At 62.5% G+C, this 15,668-nt stretch carries 14 protein-coding genes; 4 read left to right on the plus strand and 10 right to left on the minus strand.

The window, feature by feature from the left end; translation table 11 throughout:
• Positions 1 to 97: 97 nt before the first annotated feature.
• Both NPS56_RS26970 and NPS56_RS26975 read right to left on the minus strand, forming a co-directional pair.
• The gene (locus tag NPS56_RS26970; protein ID WP_274077467.1) at positions 98 to 880 is read right to left on the minus strand and encodes a response regulator transcription factor; all 783 of its coding nucleotides are present in this window, start codon (positions 878 to 880) and stop codon (positions 98 to 100) included.
• 111 nt (positions 881 to 991) lie between these two features.
• Positions 992 to 1,462: a prepilin peptidase gene (locus NPS56_RS26975; RefSeq protein ID WP_274077468.1), complete on the minus strand. Its 471-nt coding sequence runs from the start codon at positions 1,460 to 1,462 to the stop codon at positions 992 to 994.
• A gap of 74 nt (positions 1,463 to 1,536) precedes the next feature.
• Here NPS56_RS26975 and NPS56_RS26980 point away from each other — a divergent pair, with 74 nt between their 5' ends.
• Together NPS56_RS26980 and NPS56_RS26985 are read left to right on the plus strand one after the other, a co-directional pair.
• Positions 1,537 to 1,977 (plus strand): TadE/TadG family type IV pilus assembly protein, encoded by a 441-nt coding sequence (locus NPS56_RS26980; protein ID WP_274077469.1) that lies wholly within the window; start codon positions 1,537 to 1,539, stop codon positions 1,975 to 1,977.
• Positions 1,974 to 4,748: an ATP-binding protein gene (locus NPS56_RS26985; RefSeq protein WP_274077470.1), complete on the plus strand. Its 2,775-nt coding sequence runs from the start codon at positions 1,974 to 1,976 to the stop codon at positions 4,746 to 4,748. The genes NPS56_RS26980 and NPS56_RS26985 overlap by 4 nt, the downstream gene beginning before the upstream one ends.
• On the opposite strand, the gene NPS56_RS26990 is transcribed toward NPS56_RS26985, so the two are convergent.
• From NPS56_RS26990 to NPS56_RS27010, 5 genes are all read right to left on the minus strand, one after another.
• Entirely contained in the window at positions 4,718 to 6,685 is a 1,968-nt protein-coding gene (locus NPS56_RS26990; protein WP_274077471.1) for a pilus assembly protein TadG-related protein, read from the minus strand. The genes NPS56_RS26985 and NPS56_RS26990 overlap by 31 nt on opposite strands.
• 380 nt (positions 6,686 to 7,065) lie before the next feature.
• Entirely contained in the window at positions 7,066 to 7,626 is a 561-nt protein-coding gene (locus tag NPS56_RS26995) for a DUF4136 domain-containing protein (RefSeq protein ID WP_274077472.1), read from the minus strand.
• A gap of 55 nt (positions 7,627 to 7,681) precedes the next feature.
• On the minus strand, positions 7,682 to 8,299 hold the full coding sequence (locus NPS56_RS27000; protein ID WP_274077473.1) for a DUF4136 domain-containing protein: 618 nt from the start codon (positions 8,297 to 8,299) through the stop codon (positions 7,682 to 7,684).
• A gap of 12 nt (positions 8,300 to 8,311) precedes the next feature.
• On the minus strand, positions 8,312 to 9,061 hold the full coding sequence (locus NPS56_RS27005; RefSeq protein ID WP_274077474.1) for a methyltransferase domain-containing protein: 750 nt from the start codon (positions 9,059 to 9,061) through the stop codon (positions 8,312 to 8,314).
• Complete coding sequence (locus tag NPS56_RS27010; RefSeq protein ID WP_030128233.1) at positions 9,061 to 9,363, minus strand: MazG-like family protein; 303 nt, start codon at positions 9,361 to 9,363, stop codon at positions 9,061 to 9,063. Before NPS56_RS27010 ends, NPS56_RS27005 begins: the two co-directional genes overlap by 1 nt.
• Before the next feature lie 164 nt (positions 9,364 to 9,527).
• Between NPS56_RS27010 and NPS56_RS27015 the strand changes: the two genes are divergently transcribed.
• Complete coding sequence (locus NPS56_RS27015; protein ID WP_274077475.1) at positions 9,528 to 9,821, plus strand: hypothetical protein; 294 nt, start codon at positions 9,528 to 9,530, stop codon at positions 9,819 to 9,821.
• 66 nt (positions 9,822 to 9,887) lie between these two features.
• Positions 9,888 to 11,234 carry an MATE family efflux transporter gene (locus NPS56_RS27020; RefSeq protein WP_274077476.1) on the plus strand — a complete coding sequence of 449 codons (1,347 nt, stop codon included), beginning with the start codon at positions 9,888 to 9,890 and terminating at the stop codon, positions 11,232 to 11,234.
• A 24-nt stretch (positions 11,235 to 11,258) separates the two neighbouring features.
• Here NPS56_RS27020 and NPS56_RS27025 read toward each other — a convergent pair whose 3' ends face one another.
• The 3 genes from NPS56_RS27025 to speA all read right to left on the minus strand — a co-directional run bounded on the left by NPS56_RS27025 (position 11,259) and on the right by speA (position 15,520).
• Complete coding sequence (locus tag NPS56_RS27025) at positions 11,259 to 12,056, minus strand: DUF4123 domain-containing protein (RefSeq protein ID WP_274077477.1); 798 nt, start codon at positions 12,054 to 12,056, stop codon at positions 11,259 to 11,261.
• Positions 12,053 to 13,375 (minus strand): contractile injection system protein, VgrG/Pvc8 family, encoded by a 1,323-nt coding sequence (locus NPS56_RS27030; RefSeq protein ID WP_274077478.1) that lies wholly within the window; start codon positions 13,373 to 13,375, stop codon positions 12,053 to 12,055. Before NPS56_RS27030 ends, NPS56_RS27025 begins: the two co-directional genes overlap by 4 nt.
• A 231-nt stretch (positions 13,376 to 13,606) precedes the next feature.
• Positions 13,607 to 15,520, minus strand: coding sequence for an arginine decarboxylase (gene speA / locus NPS56_RS27035; protein WP_274077479.1), 1,914 nt, complete (start codon positions 15,518 to 15,520; stop codon positions 13,607 to 13,609).
• Positions 15,521 to 15,668 lie beyond the last annotated feature (148 nt).

Below are 15,668 nucleotides of genomic sequence, written 5' to 3' on the forward strand. Positions count from 1 at the left end.
CGGCCCTCAAGCCGAGCGCCAAACTCACCGACGCCATCGCCAGCAAGCCGGCTCATACAAGTAGGGCGAGTACATCCGACAGATTCAGGTGCGGTGATCAGTTCGCAGTCAACCGATGGCGCCCGCCCGAGTTACTCGGCGTCAACGCCAACGCCAGTTGCGTGCGGTTGTGCATATGGGTCAACCGCAGCACCTGCGACACGTACAACTTCACCGTGTTCTCGGTAATGCCCAACTCGCAGGCAATCTGGTAGTTGGTCTGCCCCTTGCCCACCAGGCGCGCCACATCCAACTGACGTGGCGACAGTTGATTGAAAATCGCCGGAATCTCGGCCCGTCCGGCATCGCTGACAGCGCCGTCATCCGCACCCGGTGCAGACGGTGTGCGCCTGACCCGGTCGAGGTCCTGGTACAAATCATCCAGCGACTCGGACAGGTATTGAAGCTTCTGATTCAGATGCCCCAACTGCAACGCCTTGTGCCGCTCCTGCAGTATCACTTCCTGGCGTTGCACGCCTTCGAGCAATTCATTCAGATCAATCGGTTTCTGGTAGTAATCGGCAAAGCCGGCGCGCAGTGCCTTGATCACATCCTGCTTGCCCGCCTGCCCGGTGAGCATGATCGCCTCGAAAGCCCGGTGTTTGCCGGACAGCTGTTGCAGCTCCTGGACCATCTGGATGCCGTCCAGGCCAGGCATATGCAAATCGCAGAGCACCAGGCCGATTTCCGTGTCCTGGTTGAAACGTTCGATCGCCTGATGGCTGGATTCGCAGGCAACGCAACGGTAGCCGCTGTTCTCAAGAAATTCGCAAAGTTCTGCAACGATCTGGGGCTGATCGTCGACCACAAGGACTTTTACTGCCGAAGTACGCTTGTTCACGTGCAACTCCCTGCAAGGCCAAGGACTGACCGTCCCTTTATCGACAGCCTGAGGCTGTACAACCTCTGAATGAAAGTAGTCGCTCTTTGGCCGCTGTACAAAAACGGATGTCTAGCCGAACCAGGCCAATGTCAGCATCAGACCCACCAGGAGGAAGGGGGCAAAGGGTTGTTTCTTTGACAGACCAGGCTCCAGGTAAACCAGGTGACCTCTAAGCCCTTGACCGATATGAAGCCAGACTCTTGGCGCCAGCAGCCACCAACACACACTGGCGAGACCCGCGCCGATCAATACCCCCGACACATGCCGACCATCGGTCGCCAGCCCCAGGGCGGTCATGAGTTTGACGTCCCCGGCGCCCAGTCGGCGCATCCCATAGCCGGGCAAGGTAAACGCCAATGCCAGCAGCGCAGCCCAGCCGCCCTGCTCGGCCGGCGCGCCGATCCAGGTGGTGCCGCTCCATAACAGATACGCCAAAGCCAGCGCCCCGACGCCCAGGGTCAGGCGATTGGCGATGTGCCGTTCCCGGGCATCCTGCGCTGCGCATAGCGTCAGCCAGATCAGTAGTACAAAGCTCTGCATCCGGTAAAAAACGTCCGTTTTGGCTGAATGATTCTATGCTGACATTACCTCGAGTTGTCAGGGTAGACGCACTCATGAAAAGCAGCCTCCCACGTAAGCAAAAAGGTGCCGTCGCGATTGAATTTGCCTTGGTGTTCGTGATTTTTTTCGCGGTGTTCTACGCCATCGTCGCTTACAGCCTGCCGCTGCTGCTGATGCAGTCGTTCAACCAGTCGACGGCCGAAGCCGTGCGTCGTAGCGTGGCGCTGGACCCGAACACGCCCGGTTACGAGGCCGCGCTGAAAAACGTCGTCAAGCTGGAACTGACCCGTCAGTTGGCCTGGATTCCCGCCGGGCTGAATTTCGATGTCGCCACTGACACGACCACCACTTACACAGGTGGCGTGTTGAAGGTCGTCATCCACTATCCCTCGCAAAAGTTGAACGCGGTGATTCCGTTTCTGAGCCTGCCGGGGATTGGCTCCGTGCCGAGTTTACCGGTGACGCTCACCGCCAGTTCGAGTCTGCAGTTTTGAGTGCCGGGGACAAACTCTTCGGGCGTCTGCTCAATCGCCATCCGCCCGCGCCCCAGGAAATCCCGGAGCCCTCGAGTGTGCTCGGCGTCGGCCTGCAGATGCAGCTCAATGCCCAAGGACGCGTGCTGCTCCTGACCGGCCCGTTGCGGCATCAGCTAGCCCAGCAGGTCCCCACGGCACAGCTGCCGCACCTGCTGGATTTTCTCTTGCCCCATTGCAGCCTCGCCATCGAGGGCGCTCCCGCCGATTGGCAGGGCCAGCTCCTGGACCTGGATTTCTACAGCCTCAACGGGCCACCCCTGCACCTGCGTGGCTGGGTGCAGCCGATGGCGGACGCCTGGCTGCTGCAGTTGCTGGACATCGGCGACTTGCTGCTGGAACGCCGGCAAGCGCGCCTGCGCGAGCAGTGCCAGTTGCTCGCGGCACAGATCGGCGAGCAGTTGCGCCTGTGTAGCCTGATGCGCCTGCCCGAGGTATTGATCGACCAATTACAGGCACTGGCCCAACGCTTTCACATTCCCTGTATCGCCCTGGCGTTGCTCGATGAGCAAGAGCAGGGCTGGCAGATTCACCGGCACTACGCCGGCTTCGATACGCCCAGCCTGTGGCGCACCGGTCAGCGCCTGGGCACCGGTCTCGATAGCTTGAACGGCTCCACGCCGCATCACCTGAACCTGGGCGAACATCCGCGCCTGCAAGGCATCTTTGCCAGCACGGAGGGGTTCGCCGTGCCCTATTACGATGCCCAAGGCGTGGTGGCCTGGTTGCTTTGCGGCTGTTACCCGGTCCAGCAGCAGGCCCCGGATGTCAGCGAGCGTGACTGGTTGCAGTTCGCCGCCGCCCTCGCCGGCCCCTTGCTGGAACGTTTGCGCGAACATCGCCACCATCTGCAGTTGGAGCGCCTGGAGGCGTTGCAGGCCTTGCTCGGCACCGGCTGGTGGGAAGTCTTCAGCGACAGCGCCGAGGTGCAATTGGCTCCCTCGCTGACCCGCGCCCTGAATCTTCAGCAAGAGCGTTTGCCGCTGCAGGACTGGCTCGCGCAAGTGCACCCCGCCGACCGCGAAGAGTTGCGCAGCCGCCTGCAGGATTTGCAGCACGAAAGCACGCCACTGCTGTTGTGCGTACGCCTGTACCGCGCCGACGGCAACGCCCCGGCGACCTGGTACCGCTTGCAGGGCCAGGCCCTGGGCGTGGGCGTGGGCAGCCAGCAGCGCCTGGTAGGATTCATGCTCGACATCAGCGACATCAAGAACCAGGAGCAACTGGCCGCCGCCGCCCATGCGCGACTGGACAATCTGATCGCCAGTTCGCCCGCGGTAATTTATGTGCAGCGTTATGTCGAAGGCGCGCTGCAACCGACCTTCTTCAGCGACAGCCTGCAACCGTTGCTGGGCTGGACGCTCGCCGAGTGTGCCGGTGCGGCGTTGATCGAGCGCGTGCACCCCGAGGATCGTGAGCGCTATTTCGAACGCACCCGCCTGCTGCTGCGCGAAGGTTCGGCACGGGCACGCTATCGCCTGCGCGACAGTCGTGGCGATTACCACTGGTTGCTCGACGAAGCCCGGTTGCTGCGCGATGACCTGGGTCTGCCGGTGGAGGCCGTCGGCCTGTGGCTGGACGTCACCGAAGCGACGCTGGCAGCCGAGCACGTCAAACAGAGCGAGGAGCGTTACCGGATGTTGGTAGAGGACTCGCCGGCGATGATCTGCCGCTACCGCCCGGACCTGACCCTGACCTTCGGCAACCGGCCGCTGGCGACCTATCTGGAATGTTCGCCCGAGGGCTTGCCGGGAGTGAACCTGGGCAGCTGGATGTCGGCGCAGCAGCGCGAGTCCTTCCTCCAGCGCCTGAGCCAATTGAGCCCGGAGTTCCCGGTGAGCACGGCGGAAATCAACCTGCAGTTGCCCGGCCGCGAACACGCCTGGTGGGTCTGGTCGGATCGCGGGGTGTTCGACGAGGAAGGTCGCCTGCTGGAAATCCAGGCCGTGGGCCGCGACAACACCGAGGTTCGACGCGCCCAGCAACAACTGACCCAAAGCGCGAAGATGGCCACGCTGGGCGAGATGGCCACCGGCCTGGCCCATGAAATCAACCAGCCGCTGAACGTGATGCGCATGGCGATCGTCAATGTGCTCAAGCGCCTGGACAATGGCAATCTGCAGATCGATTACCTGACCGACAAACTCAACCGCATCGACACTCAGGTCCAGCGCGCGGCGCGGGTGGTGGACCATATGCGCGTGTTCGGCCGGCGCTCGGAGATCGAGCAGCACCCGTTCAACCCGGCCCAGGCCATCGAAGGCACGTTGTCGTTATTGGCCGAAGGAATGCGCGGTAAAGGGGTGGAACTGCGGGTCAGCGAAAGCGGTTTTTCGGTGCAGGTGCGCGGGCATGTCGATCAACTTGAACAGGTGTTGATCAACCTGATGGTCAACGCCCGCGACGCGCTGCTCGGCAAGTGTGAGAGCGACCAGCAGTTCAAGCCGTGGATCGCGCTGTACGCCGAGCGCGATCAACACGCGGTGCGCCTGTGGGTTGAAGACAACGGCGGCGGCATCGATCCGCGTCTGCTGGAGCGGATCTTCGAACCCTTCTTCACCACCAAGCCGGTGGGCGTTGGCACCGGCCTGGGGTTGTCGGTGAGCTACGGCATCGTGCAGAACATGGGCGGAACGCTAAGCGTCAGCAACTCGACCGAGGGCGCGCGGTTTTGTATCGAGCTGCCGATCGTGCCCGACGATCAGATCACCAGCGATGCGCGACCGGCGTGACAGCTGAGGTTGGCGCCAACTTCGACCTTGTTCAAGTCGATGCCCAGGCTCGCCAGCAAGGTGTTGATGAGGGTATCGAGCAGCGGGCTGAGCACGCTGTTGATCGCATTGCCCAGCGCGGTGGTGACCTCGTTCAAAAGGCTGCCCAGGCCACCGATGATGCTGCCCGACGGCCCATACATGTTCACCCCGAGGTCGCTGACGGTGGTGCTCAGGCTGTTGACGATGTTGTTGGTGGTATAGGCGAAGAAAAACGGCGGCTGGTTGATTTCCGGCAGGTTGGCGGCGGCTGGCGCGGAATACACGTGGAGCATGTTGGGGTTTTGCGCCACCGAGGTGTTGACCCGGATGCCGATGCCGCCGGTGGGCCGGTGGTTGTAGCAGACCGCTGGTAAAAACAGCAGCCGCTGGCAGGTCTGCACGCCGACATAGATGAGCTGTAAGGGGTTCACGTCATTGGTCGGCGGGACCAAAGCGGAGCCAAACACATCGGCCGGGTCGATCTGCCCGACTTTCAATCCGATCAGCGTGGTCGTGGTGTTGGTCGTCAGGCTTTTGTTGGTCGCGCTGATGCAGCTGTAGGCCGTGACATAACTCCAGGCACCGCCCGCCTCCAGGGCGACATCGAGCCGTATCGGCGGTGGCAGGAGCTTGGTTTCCGGCGTGTCACACGGCGCGCCCAAGCCGCAGGTCAGCAACTTGTCCACACGCAGTCCCAACAGGTCCTGGAGGAAGCTGGTCAGCGACGTCGCAAGGTCCAGTACGGCATTGGCCAGGGGCGTGATGGCGTCCAGCACCGGCAGGTTGATCGACAACAATGTCTTCACCTGGGCCGTTCGAACATGGATGCGGTTGGGCCCCAACGGCGCCAGCGCGGCGTTTTTCGGATTGCCCACGGCCGACAGTTGCGGCGGCTGCATGACCTGCACCCGCGCGGTGATCTGCGCCAGGCCCGCGAGGTTGATCGGCAGGGTCGCCACCAGGCCGTTTTGCTTGTTGGCCAACTGCACGACGCCTTCAATCAGGTCGAAGGCTTTGAGGTTCACTGCCAGGGCCGAGATGTCACTGCCGCTTTCGACGTGCAGCAAATCGCCCAGCACCACGCTGGTGGTACCGGCCGCCACCTTCAGCGCCTTCAGGCTGACGATCGTGGCACTCGCCGCCAGAGTTCCGTTGGGGTCCAGGACATTGATGGCGGCCTGGATCAACTGGCTGACGTTGATGCTGTTGGCCAGCACCTGGTCATAACCTGCGGCGGTCAGGCCGAGGTCGATTTTCAGGCGATTGAGGTAGCCGAGCAGGCTGATGTTGCTATTGACCAGGCCATTCCAGCCGGCGGCATTGATCGTCACGTTGCCACCCAGCAAGCCACCGAACAGCAAGCTGGTGATGGCTGCCTTGCTGGTATCGAATGCCAGGGCGGTGCTGCGGATGGTCAATGCGGCCAAAGGCGGCGGCAGCGCGGCGACAGCTGTGGCCTTCAGGGTCAGGGTCGAGCCCGCAGCTGCACCGCCAAACAGTGCGCCGATGCCGCCGACAAGACTTTGCGGCACGACATGGCTGGCGATGACCTGGATCGCTTCGCTTTTAGCAGGGTCGACGGCAAACACCCGAAGGCTGTCGGCATCCAGGGACAGCGCGCCGCAGCTGACCGCCAGTGCACGCCCGTCGCCGGGCAGGGTGAAGCCGTTGCGCTGGGCGCTGGCAGTGGCGTAGCTGGTGGCGGTTGCGCCGGTGGAACAATCACCGCCCCGTGTGGCGGCTTCGAGGGCGGCCATGTCGGCGATGCGCTGCAGGTTGCGTTTTTCCAGGTACAGCCGCCCGCTGTCGATGACCAGCAGCGTGAATGCCAGCGCCAGCGCCAGCGTCACCGCCGCCATCAAGCCAATCGCCCCCCTTTGCCGGGCCGGGCCGCGAAACTGCATGCGGGGCGACATCACGCACTCCTTTGCCGGCGTACTGCCGAACGTGACCTCCGTGGGTGTAAGGCAGTGTAGACAAGGGATGGCGCGACTGCTGGCAACTCGCCACCCCCAGCAACAACAAATCCCCTGTAGGAGCTGGCTTGCCCGCGAAGAGGCCCGCACAGCCGACATCTTCCTCGCCTGACAAACCGCCTTCGCTGGCAAGCCAGCTCCTACAAGGTGATCACCGCCAGACGCAATTCCCGGCAACACCCAACGAACCTGTAGGAGCTGGCTTGCCAGCGAAGAGGCCGGCACAGCCAACATCTTCCTCGCCTGACAAACCGCCTTCGCTGGCAAGCCAGCTCCTACACACGCCAGCTCCTTGATAATTTTGCGACCGCAGGGGGTTTTTATCGGTGCGGGGGATAGTTCGCCAGGATCCGCGTGACCGTTTCGTGTATCGCAGTGCTGCGGTCCGTCGGGTTGGGGGTGCGGCTGAGGATTTGCTCGTCACTGCCGCGCCACACCAGCTTGCCGTCCTTGCCGTCGAGCAGGTCGATCTGGATGGTCGCGACCTTGTAGGACACCAGGCGGGTTTCGTTGTACATCGGCGCGCCATAGTAGCCGTACCAGGGGTTACCCCAACCGCCGCCGTAGTTGGTCGTCACCTGTTGCTGGCGTTCCTCGACTACCAGGTAGGTCTGCACACTCAAGTCGCCCTTGGCGCCAGCGCCTGCCTGGCGCAGGCCACGTTGGTCGAGCTGGTCGACTACCGATTCGCGCACGCGCTGTTCGGTCAGGTCGCTCTTGATCCTGGGGTCATCGGGACGGTATTGCAGCGCGGGTTCTTTCCAGCTCCAGCTGTGATACGCGGCAAAATCGCGGCTGGCGTCGAAGTCATGATTGACCTGATTGGCAGCGCAGGCACTGAGCAGCAAGGCCACTGCCAGTAAAGCGAGACGGCGGAACATGATGATTCTCCGGTAGAAGACATGAACCTGCGAAATGCTTCTTGACCACAGGAAGCTAACTGGGAGGATACGCCGACATTGCCTTTTCTACAGCCTCCCGTATGGCGTCGACCCGCTCGCCCTGGCTCCCCCGGTTGCTGGTTTCCGCACTGGAACTCCAGACCGATTGACCGTCTTGCGCGTCGAACAGGTCGACATGAACCACCACGACCTGTTCCTCGTAAGTGCGCACAATTGGCATGCTGCCGTACATGCCGTAACCCGGCCCATAACCATATCGATTGTAGCCGCCGTAACCGCCGTAGTAGCCGTAATCGTCCTGGACCTGACGCAAGCGGGTTTCCAGGCGCAGGTCAGCGCTGACGAACAGGTCCGCCGGCCGATTGTCATGCAGGGGCCGCAGGCCGCGTTGGTCCAGGGCGTTGCTGACCGCTTCGGCGACCTGCGCCGAATCCGCCCAGGTAGTGCCCGGCGGCAGCTGCCCGTTGAGCCAGGCCCAGCTGCGATACCGCCCGTAGTCTCGCGGTGGCGCCGGGTAGGCGCTGCGATCGAAGGTAGTGGCCGCTTGAGGCGGGGCAGGCGGCAAGGGCCTGGAACTTGCCACGTACGGATTGCTGCCCTGGCAGGCAGCCAGGCCCAGGCAGATCAACAGCAACCCTGAACGACTTTTCATTTCGAGCTCCGATCAGACCGGCCGACAGATCCAGTGCAAATATCGCCCAAGCCCGGCAAAGCTTGGATGGCGACGGTGGGCCAACTCCATTTCGAGCAGATCCACCAGTTCGGCGCGGGCCTGGAACTCCACCGGCATGTAATCGTGAAAAACCCGCACGCCACTCTGGCTTTCGACCTGCCACAGGCCGTCAAGTTGCGCCGCCAACTCCCGTGGGTCCAGCGGCTGTTGCGGGGTCAGGCTCTGCTTTTCACCGGCCATGTCGTTTTTTCGCATCTTGCGGAAATGGCCCTTGAGCAAGTTGCGGTAAATCAGCGCGTCGCGGTTGTAGAAGGCCAGGGACAGCCAGCCGTCGGCCTTGGTCAGCTGATGCAGCACCGGCAGGATGGCGTGCGGTTCGGCCAGCCATTCCAGCACGGCATGACACAGCACCAGGTCGTAGGGTTCGGTGAGCTGACCGAGCAGTTCCTGCCAGGGCGCCTGGATGAAGGTGGCAGTCTGTCCCGCGTCGGCAAAGCGCTGGCGGGCGCCTTCGAGCATGGGTTCGGCGGGTTCGGCCAGGGTCACCTGGTGGCCACGCTCGGCCAGCCACAACGACATGTGGCCAAGGCCGGCGCCGATATCCAGCACCCGCAGCGGCCGATCCGGCAGGGCCTCGGCCAAGTCGGCCTGCAGCACCGCCAGGCGAATCGCGCCTTTGGCGCCGCCGTAGATTTTTTCGGCGAAGCGCGTCGCCAGTTGATCGAAATGACGGTCGCTCATCAGCTGAACCTCCGCTCGCTGTCCGCCAGCTTGCTGCGCACGACGTCATTCATGTCCAGGCCCAATTCGCTGCACAGCAACAACAGATAGAGCACGATATCGCCGATTTCCTGCCCGGCATGGGCCAGCTTGTCGGCCGGCAGCTGCCGTGACTGGTCTTCGCTCAGCCACTGGAAAATCTCCACCAGCTCGGACATTTCGACACTCGCGGCCATGGCCAGGTTTTTCGGGCTGTGAAATTGCCGCCAGTCATTGCGATCACGGATGGCGTGCAGGCGTTCGGTCAGTTCAACAAGGTTCATCGGGCTCTCCTGAAGGCGTATAGCTTCAAGGGGATGACGGGGGAAGGCAAGTGCCTGGCAGCGGTGACAGTCTTTGCACCATAATCAGTCGATGGCGTGTTTCAGCGGCGCCTGTAAAAATTCGCTGGCAAGCCAGCTCCTACAGAAGACAGGACGTTCATTCCATGCAGGTAGAAGGTTTCTTTGAGTGGCTTGGCCAGATCCTGGGCACAGCCATCCGTTTCATCGTTGACGCCCTCAGCGGTCTGTTCCAACTGGTGAGTCGCGCCAGCAGCCATTTTGTCGAAGGCTTGTCCGAGGCGCTGGGCATGGACACCTCGATCATCAGCATCGTCACCCTGATCCTCGGGTTGGTGCTGTTGTGGTCGGCGATCCGCGCGTTCATGAACGCCTCGATCATCATGGGGATCATCTGGTTGATGCTGGGGTTGTGGTTGCTTAGCTGGATCATGCACTGACCCCGGCAACGGATCGCTGCAGATTCTGCAGGGGTCGCTACAATGCCCGCTCCCCAAGGAGCCTGCATGTCCAACCTGATCGCCGACTGGCGCGACCGCCCAACCCATCGTAGGGTCTGGGCGCTGGCTGCGCCGATGATTCTCTCGAACATTTCCGTACCGCTGGTGGCACTGGTCGACAGCACCGTTATTGGCCACCTGCCCCATGCCCATCAGCTCGGAGCCGTGGCGGTCGGGGCCAGCCTCTATACCTTCCTCGCCTGGGCCATGGGTTTTCTGCGCATGGGCTCCACCGGTTTTGCCGCCCAGGCCGCAGGGCGCGGGGATGGCGCGGCGCTACGGCAGATTCTGTTGCAGGGTCTGTTGCTGGCCATGGGGCTGGCAGTGGTTTTGGGCGCGCTGGGCGTGCCATTGAGCGGGGTGGCGCTGCACTTCATGCAACCGTCGGCGGAACTGGACCAGATGACCCGCGAGTTTTTCCACACGCGGCTGTTCGGCCTGCCGGCGGCACTGGCCAGTTATGCGCTGGTCGGCTGGTTTCTCGGCACGCAGAACGCCCGCGCGCCGCTGGTGATTCTGCTGACGACCAACCTGGTCAACATTGCCCTGAACCTGTGGTTTGTCCTTGGCCTGGAATGGGGGGTGGTGGGTGCGGCCCGGGCTTCGGTGATCGCCGAGTGGACCGGTGCGCTGATCGGCCTGTTGCTGACCCGCCACGCCCTGCGCGCCTATCCCGGGCATATCGTCTGGGCCGCCTTGGCGCTTTGGCAGAGTTGGCGACCGCTGCTGGCGGTCAATCGGGACATTTTCATCCGCAGCCTGGCGCTGCAATCGGTGTTTTTCCTGATCACCGTGCAAGGCGCCCGGCTGGGTGATGCAACCGTTGCCGCCAATGCCCTGCTGCTCAACGGCCTGCTGCTGACCGCCCACGCGCTCGACGGCCTGGCCCATGCCGTGGAAGCCCTGTGCGGACACGCCATCGGCGCGCGCGACCGCGATGCCCTGCGCCGCTCCCTGGTGGTTGCCTGTGGCTGGTCGTTGTTGGCAAGCCTGGGCTTTGCCGGCTTGTTCATGTTTGCCGGACACCTGTTCATCGAAATGCAGACCGACATCACCAGCGTGCGCGACACCGCGTTCCTGTACCTGCCCTACCTTGCCGTGCTGCCGCTGATCGCGGTCTGGAGCTACCTGCTCGACGGGCTGTTCATCGGCGCCACCCGCGCCAGGGAAATGCGCAACGGCATGCTGTTGACGGTGGCATTGCTGGTGCCGTTCGCCTGGGCGCTGCAGGGCTATGGCAACCACGGCTTGTGGATAACCTTTTTGCTGTTCATGTTGCTGCGCAGCCTGACGCTCGGCTTGATTGCCTGGCGCCTGCGCGAGAACGATGGCTGGTTCGCCCGCGCTCACTGAAGCGGAGTCGTCAACCGTGCCAACTCAGGGTGAATCGTTCTGCCATCGCTTACGCAGGCTTTCGAGGCGCTCTTGCTGGGTAGCCCCCGATAATGGCTGCACCGGCAAGGCATCGGGGTACTGCAAGCGCAGCCACATCCAGCCATCGAGCACCGGACGTTCGCTGAAACCCAATGCCAGGCCCTCTTCCAGATAGCCCCACAACCGCATGAAATCAGTCCCCGTGGATTGACTCCAGCGCCAGGCATGCTGCTCCAGCAGGCAGGTCTGCAGTTTTTCCCGCTGCCATGGGCTCAGATCCTCCTCGACCGCCAGAGGGCGCACGGCCAGCCCCGGGTTGAGCAACTGCTGCCAGCCCTGACAGCCAAGCGCGCGATCCGCCCAGGTGCCGCCGAACCAGCGCAATTGGCTGATCGGCCCCAACCAGCGACTGAGTTCCTCGGCATCGCAGGCATCAAAAAAATAACTGGCGGTGTTCGGGTTGTAATAACTCAGCAAGGCCCGGTGATGCAGGTCGAACGAGACCGTGAGCATGCGCCTTAAATGCGCCAGCAATGTCGACGCCGGCGCTTCGCTGGATATCAGCAAGCCGCGCCAGCGCTGCCCGTCGACGCGGTCCAGGTCGGCCAGGGCCGGGCAGGTCCGCAGATCGATGAGTAGCGGCCCCTGCTCCTGCAATGCCTGCCACTCCGTGTCTTCGAACAAGCGCAATCGCCTGGCATCGGCAAACGTCGCTTGCAGGGCCACACCGGCCTGCGGCGCGCCGGGCATGTCCAGCAATAGCCATTGCGGGCTCGCATCGGGCGCCTGGACCACCGTCATGCCGCACCGCTCTGGCCAAGGCGTGTCGCCGTGCGGCAGATGCACAGCGCCTGCGCGCAATGATTGAAACTGCCACCACCGGGCAGCAGGCACAGCAGCATCAGCGGCTCGCCCGAACCCAGCCACTGCTGCACGCCGTCGAGCGAACAATCTTCGACAACCGTGGTGGCGGCTACCGTATCCTGTTCCTCGACTGCCTCGACACTGGCGGGACCTTGCAGGAACCCGGTAATCAACGGTTGGTCCGGATCACCTTCCGTGAAGCTCACCACCACCTCCGTGCCTTGCGCCAACCGGGCGCCACTCGCAGCAGCCAATGGCAACCAGCAATGGCTGGGCGCCGCGCCCTCCCCTTGATAAAGCCAGTCGAACTGCACCGCCACTGGCCTGGATGGATCAGGGGGCGGCATGTCGACTTCCACGACCCATGCCCGTTGGAGGCTGTGCATCCCTGGCTTCACCGCACTGAGGGGCGATTCAAAGGGCAATATCCGATGCTGCGCCCGTACCTGGTTGCTGTAGGTCTGGCTCGCGCCCTGGGCGCCTTGATGCTCGATATGGGTCACTAGCCACGGCCGGTTCCATTCGGCAACCGGATGCCCGGACAGCGGCATGTACTGGCCGCTGCGCAGCGTTGACAGGTCAGTGCCACACGCCACGCGCTGCACCGCGGCATCGGTGCAGCGCTTGAGCTCAAAACGACGCACTGCCGGTTCCCCACCCTCCACACTGAAAAGCGCCGCTTCAGCGACCTGAAAATCCCCCGAACCCTCGCCAAACACCACGCAATGCCTGTCAGCCCGGTGTTCGAAGTGATAGTGCAATCGCTCCTGGGCGCACAAGCGCTGAACAAACTGCAGGTCCGATTCCCGGTACTGCGTGCAGAAATCCCGCGGCGGGTAATCGCCAACCAGTTCAAAGCGCCGATCCTGATCGACGATGCCGTGCTCCCTGAGTACCTGATCAAGAATCTGCGGCACCGAGCGGTCGCTGAAAATACGCTGGCTGAAGCGCTGGGCAAGGCAGGCGAGTTTCGGCCCCAGCCGCACCTGACAGAGCCTGATCCCCGGGCCGTGATCGCGCTGGACCAGCTCATGCAACTGTCCATGGATGGCGTTTCCCGCCGGACCGAAAAGCAAGGAGGCCGGGCGGTACAGCAAGCCGGCGAGGTCGAGCGTCGGGTCTTCGATCAGCAGGTCCACGTCGAACACGAAAGGTTCGCTGATGGATTCTCTACCGGCAAAGGACAGAACTTCGAAGGCATTGGACAGACCTGCTACGTCCAGACGAAATGACGGCTCGTTGACTGGATCGACCATGGGCGTTTCTCTACAGGAGGGACAGCCGGGGATTCTCGCCGAGAGACATGGCCGAGTAGAGAGGCGAAATACAACTTAGGAAAAGGCCTACGCGAAAAGAGGACGAAATAGCTTGGATAGCCGAGACGCGGTCCATTTCGCTGGAAAAAAGAGAAATGTCGCACCAGGCCATCTGAAATTTCCGACGCAAACGGTAAATTTTCAGACAGCCTGATGAGAGCAGTGCTTACCTCAGGAAGACAGGTAAGACGAACGGGTCAGGCCCAGGCGCAGCGCATCGAGGAACTGGGTGCGCTCGCTGGCACTGATGCGGGCACTGGCGCACTTGTCGCGGTAGTGGGTCATCAGTTCTTCCGGCGACAAGTGCACGTAACGCAGCATGTCTTCGATGGTGTCGTGGGTCTCGATACCGGCGTGATAGATGCTGCCGTCGGCATTCTGGTAGATGTTCACCGAGTCGGTGTCACCGAACAGGTTGTGCATGTCGCCGAGAATTTCCTGGTAGGCGCCGACCAGGAACACGCCCAGCAGGTAGTCCTCGCCCTCGTTCAACGAGTGCACCGGCAGGCTGGTCTCGATGCTCTGCTCGTCGACGTACTGGTTGATCTTGCCGTCGGAGTCGCAGGTCAGGTCCTGCAGCACCGCGCGACGCAGTGGCTCTTCGTCGAGGCGGTGCAGCGGGATGATCGGCAATACCTGGTCGATGGCCCAGGTGTCCGGCAGGCTCTGGAACACCGAGAAGTTGCAGATGTACTTGTCGGCCAGCTTGTCGTTGAGTTCGTCCAGCACCTGGCGGTGGGAACGCTGGCGCGCCTTCAACGAGTTGTGCAGGCGACGGCACACGGCGAAGTAGCATTGCTCGGCCAGGGCTTTTTCGGCCAGGGTCAGCTTGCCGTCGGCGTACTGGGCAGCCACGTCGCTCATGTAGTGCGTGGCGCGCCAGTAGGTTTCGGTGACCATCTCGATGTCGGTCGGGCCCAGCAGGTCCACCAGCCACTGCACGGTTTCCGGCAGCGCTTCCTTGTTCTCGATCTGCGGCACGTCGTCGTTGTGCTTCTCGACGTCGGTCACCTGGATCACCAGCATGGCGTGGTGGGCGGTCAGGGAGCGGCCGCTTTCGGAGAAGATGTTCGGGTGCGGCAGGCTCTGAGCGTCGCAGAACTCCTTGAGCATCCCGACCACGACACCGGCGTAATCGTCCATGTCGTAGTTGATCGAGCTGGCGTTGCGCGAGTGCGTACCGTCGTAGTCCACGCCCAGGCCACCGCCGACGTCGATGTGATCCACCGGCAGGCCGAGGTTGCGCAGTTCGCCGTAGTAACGGATCGCTTCCTTGAAACCGTGCTGGTAGTCGGCCAGGTTGGCGATCTGCGAACCCATGTGGAAGTGCAGCAGGCGAATGCCCTGGTCCAGGCCGGCGGCGCGGAAGCGCTCGACCACCGACAGCAGTTGCGCCGCCGACAGGCCGAACTTGGATTTCTCGCCACCGGTGTCGGCCCACTTGCTCGACGCCAGGGACGACAGGCGCACCCGCAGGCCGACCTGTGGCTTGACCTTGAGCGAGGCGGCTTCTTCGATCACCAGGCCGACTTCGGATTCTTTCTCGATCACGATGAACACGTTGTGGCCAAGCTTCTGGCCCATCAGTGCCAGACGGATGAACTCGCGGTCCTTGTAGCCGTTGCAGACGATGGTGCCGCCCTTCGGCGCCAGCGCCAGCACCGCCAGCAGCTCAGGCTTGGAGCCGGCTTCCAGGCCGATGGAGACGTTCTGGGTGGCGATGATGTTCTCGATCACCGCTTCCTGCTGGTTCACCTTGATCGGGTACAGCGCGGTGTACTTGCTCTGGTATTCCAGGCGCTCGATGTTGGCGTCGAACGCACCGGTCAGCTGACGCACGCGGTCTTGCAGGATGTCCGGGAAACGGACCAGCAATGGCAAGGACAGGCCGCTCTTGCGCAACTGGTCGACTTGCTCGAACAGATCGATGGGTGAACTGCTCGGACCGTTGGGACGAACTTCGACGCGACCGGCGTCATTGATCGCGAAATACCCGGCCCCCCAATGGCGAATCCCGTAAACACTGCGGCTGTCCGCAACTGTCCATTGGCTGCCATCGTCTTTGCGTGTGCGTCGTACGGACATTGAAGTCCCCTATAAAGAAGTCATAGTGCGTCGCCTGGATTCAGGCCGGCGCAGTCTAAAGAATGAAAATGACGGTTCGTCAACGAAGGGATAGACCTCGCCGACCGCAGTGAGTTTAGAAACCGGTCATGAACAGGCTCTGTGAAAA

Source organism: Pseudomonas putida (assembly GCF_028682635.1).
Taxonomy (GTDB): Bacteria; Pseudomonadota; Gammaproteobacteria; order Pseudomonadales; family Pseudomonadaceae; genus Aquipseudomonas; species Aquipseudomonas putida_AE.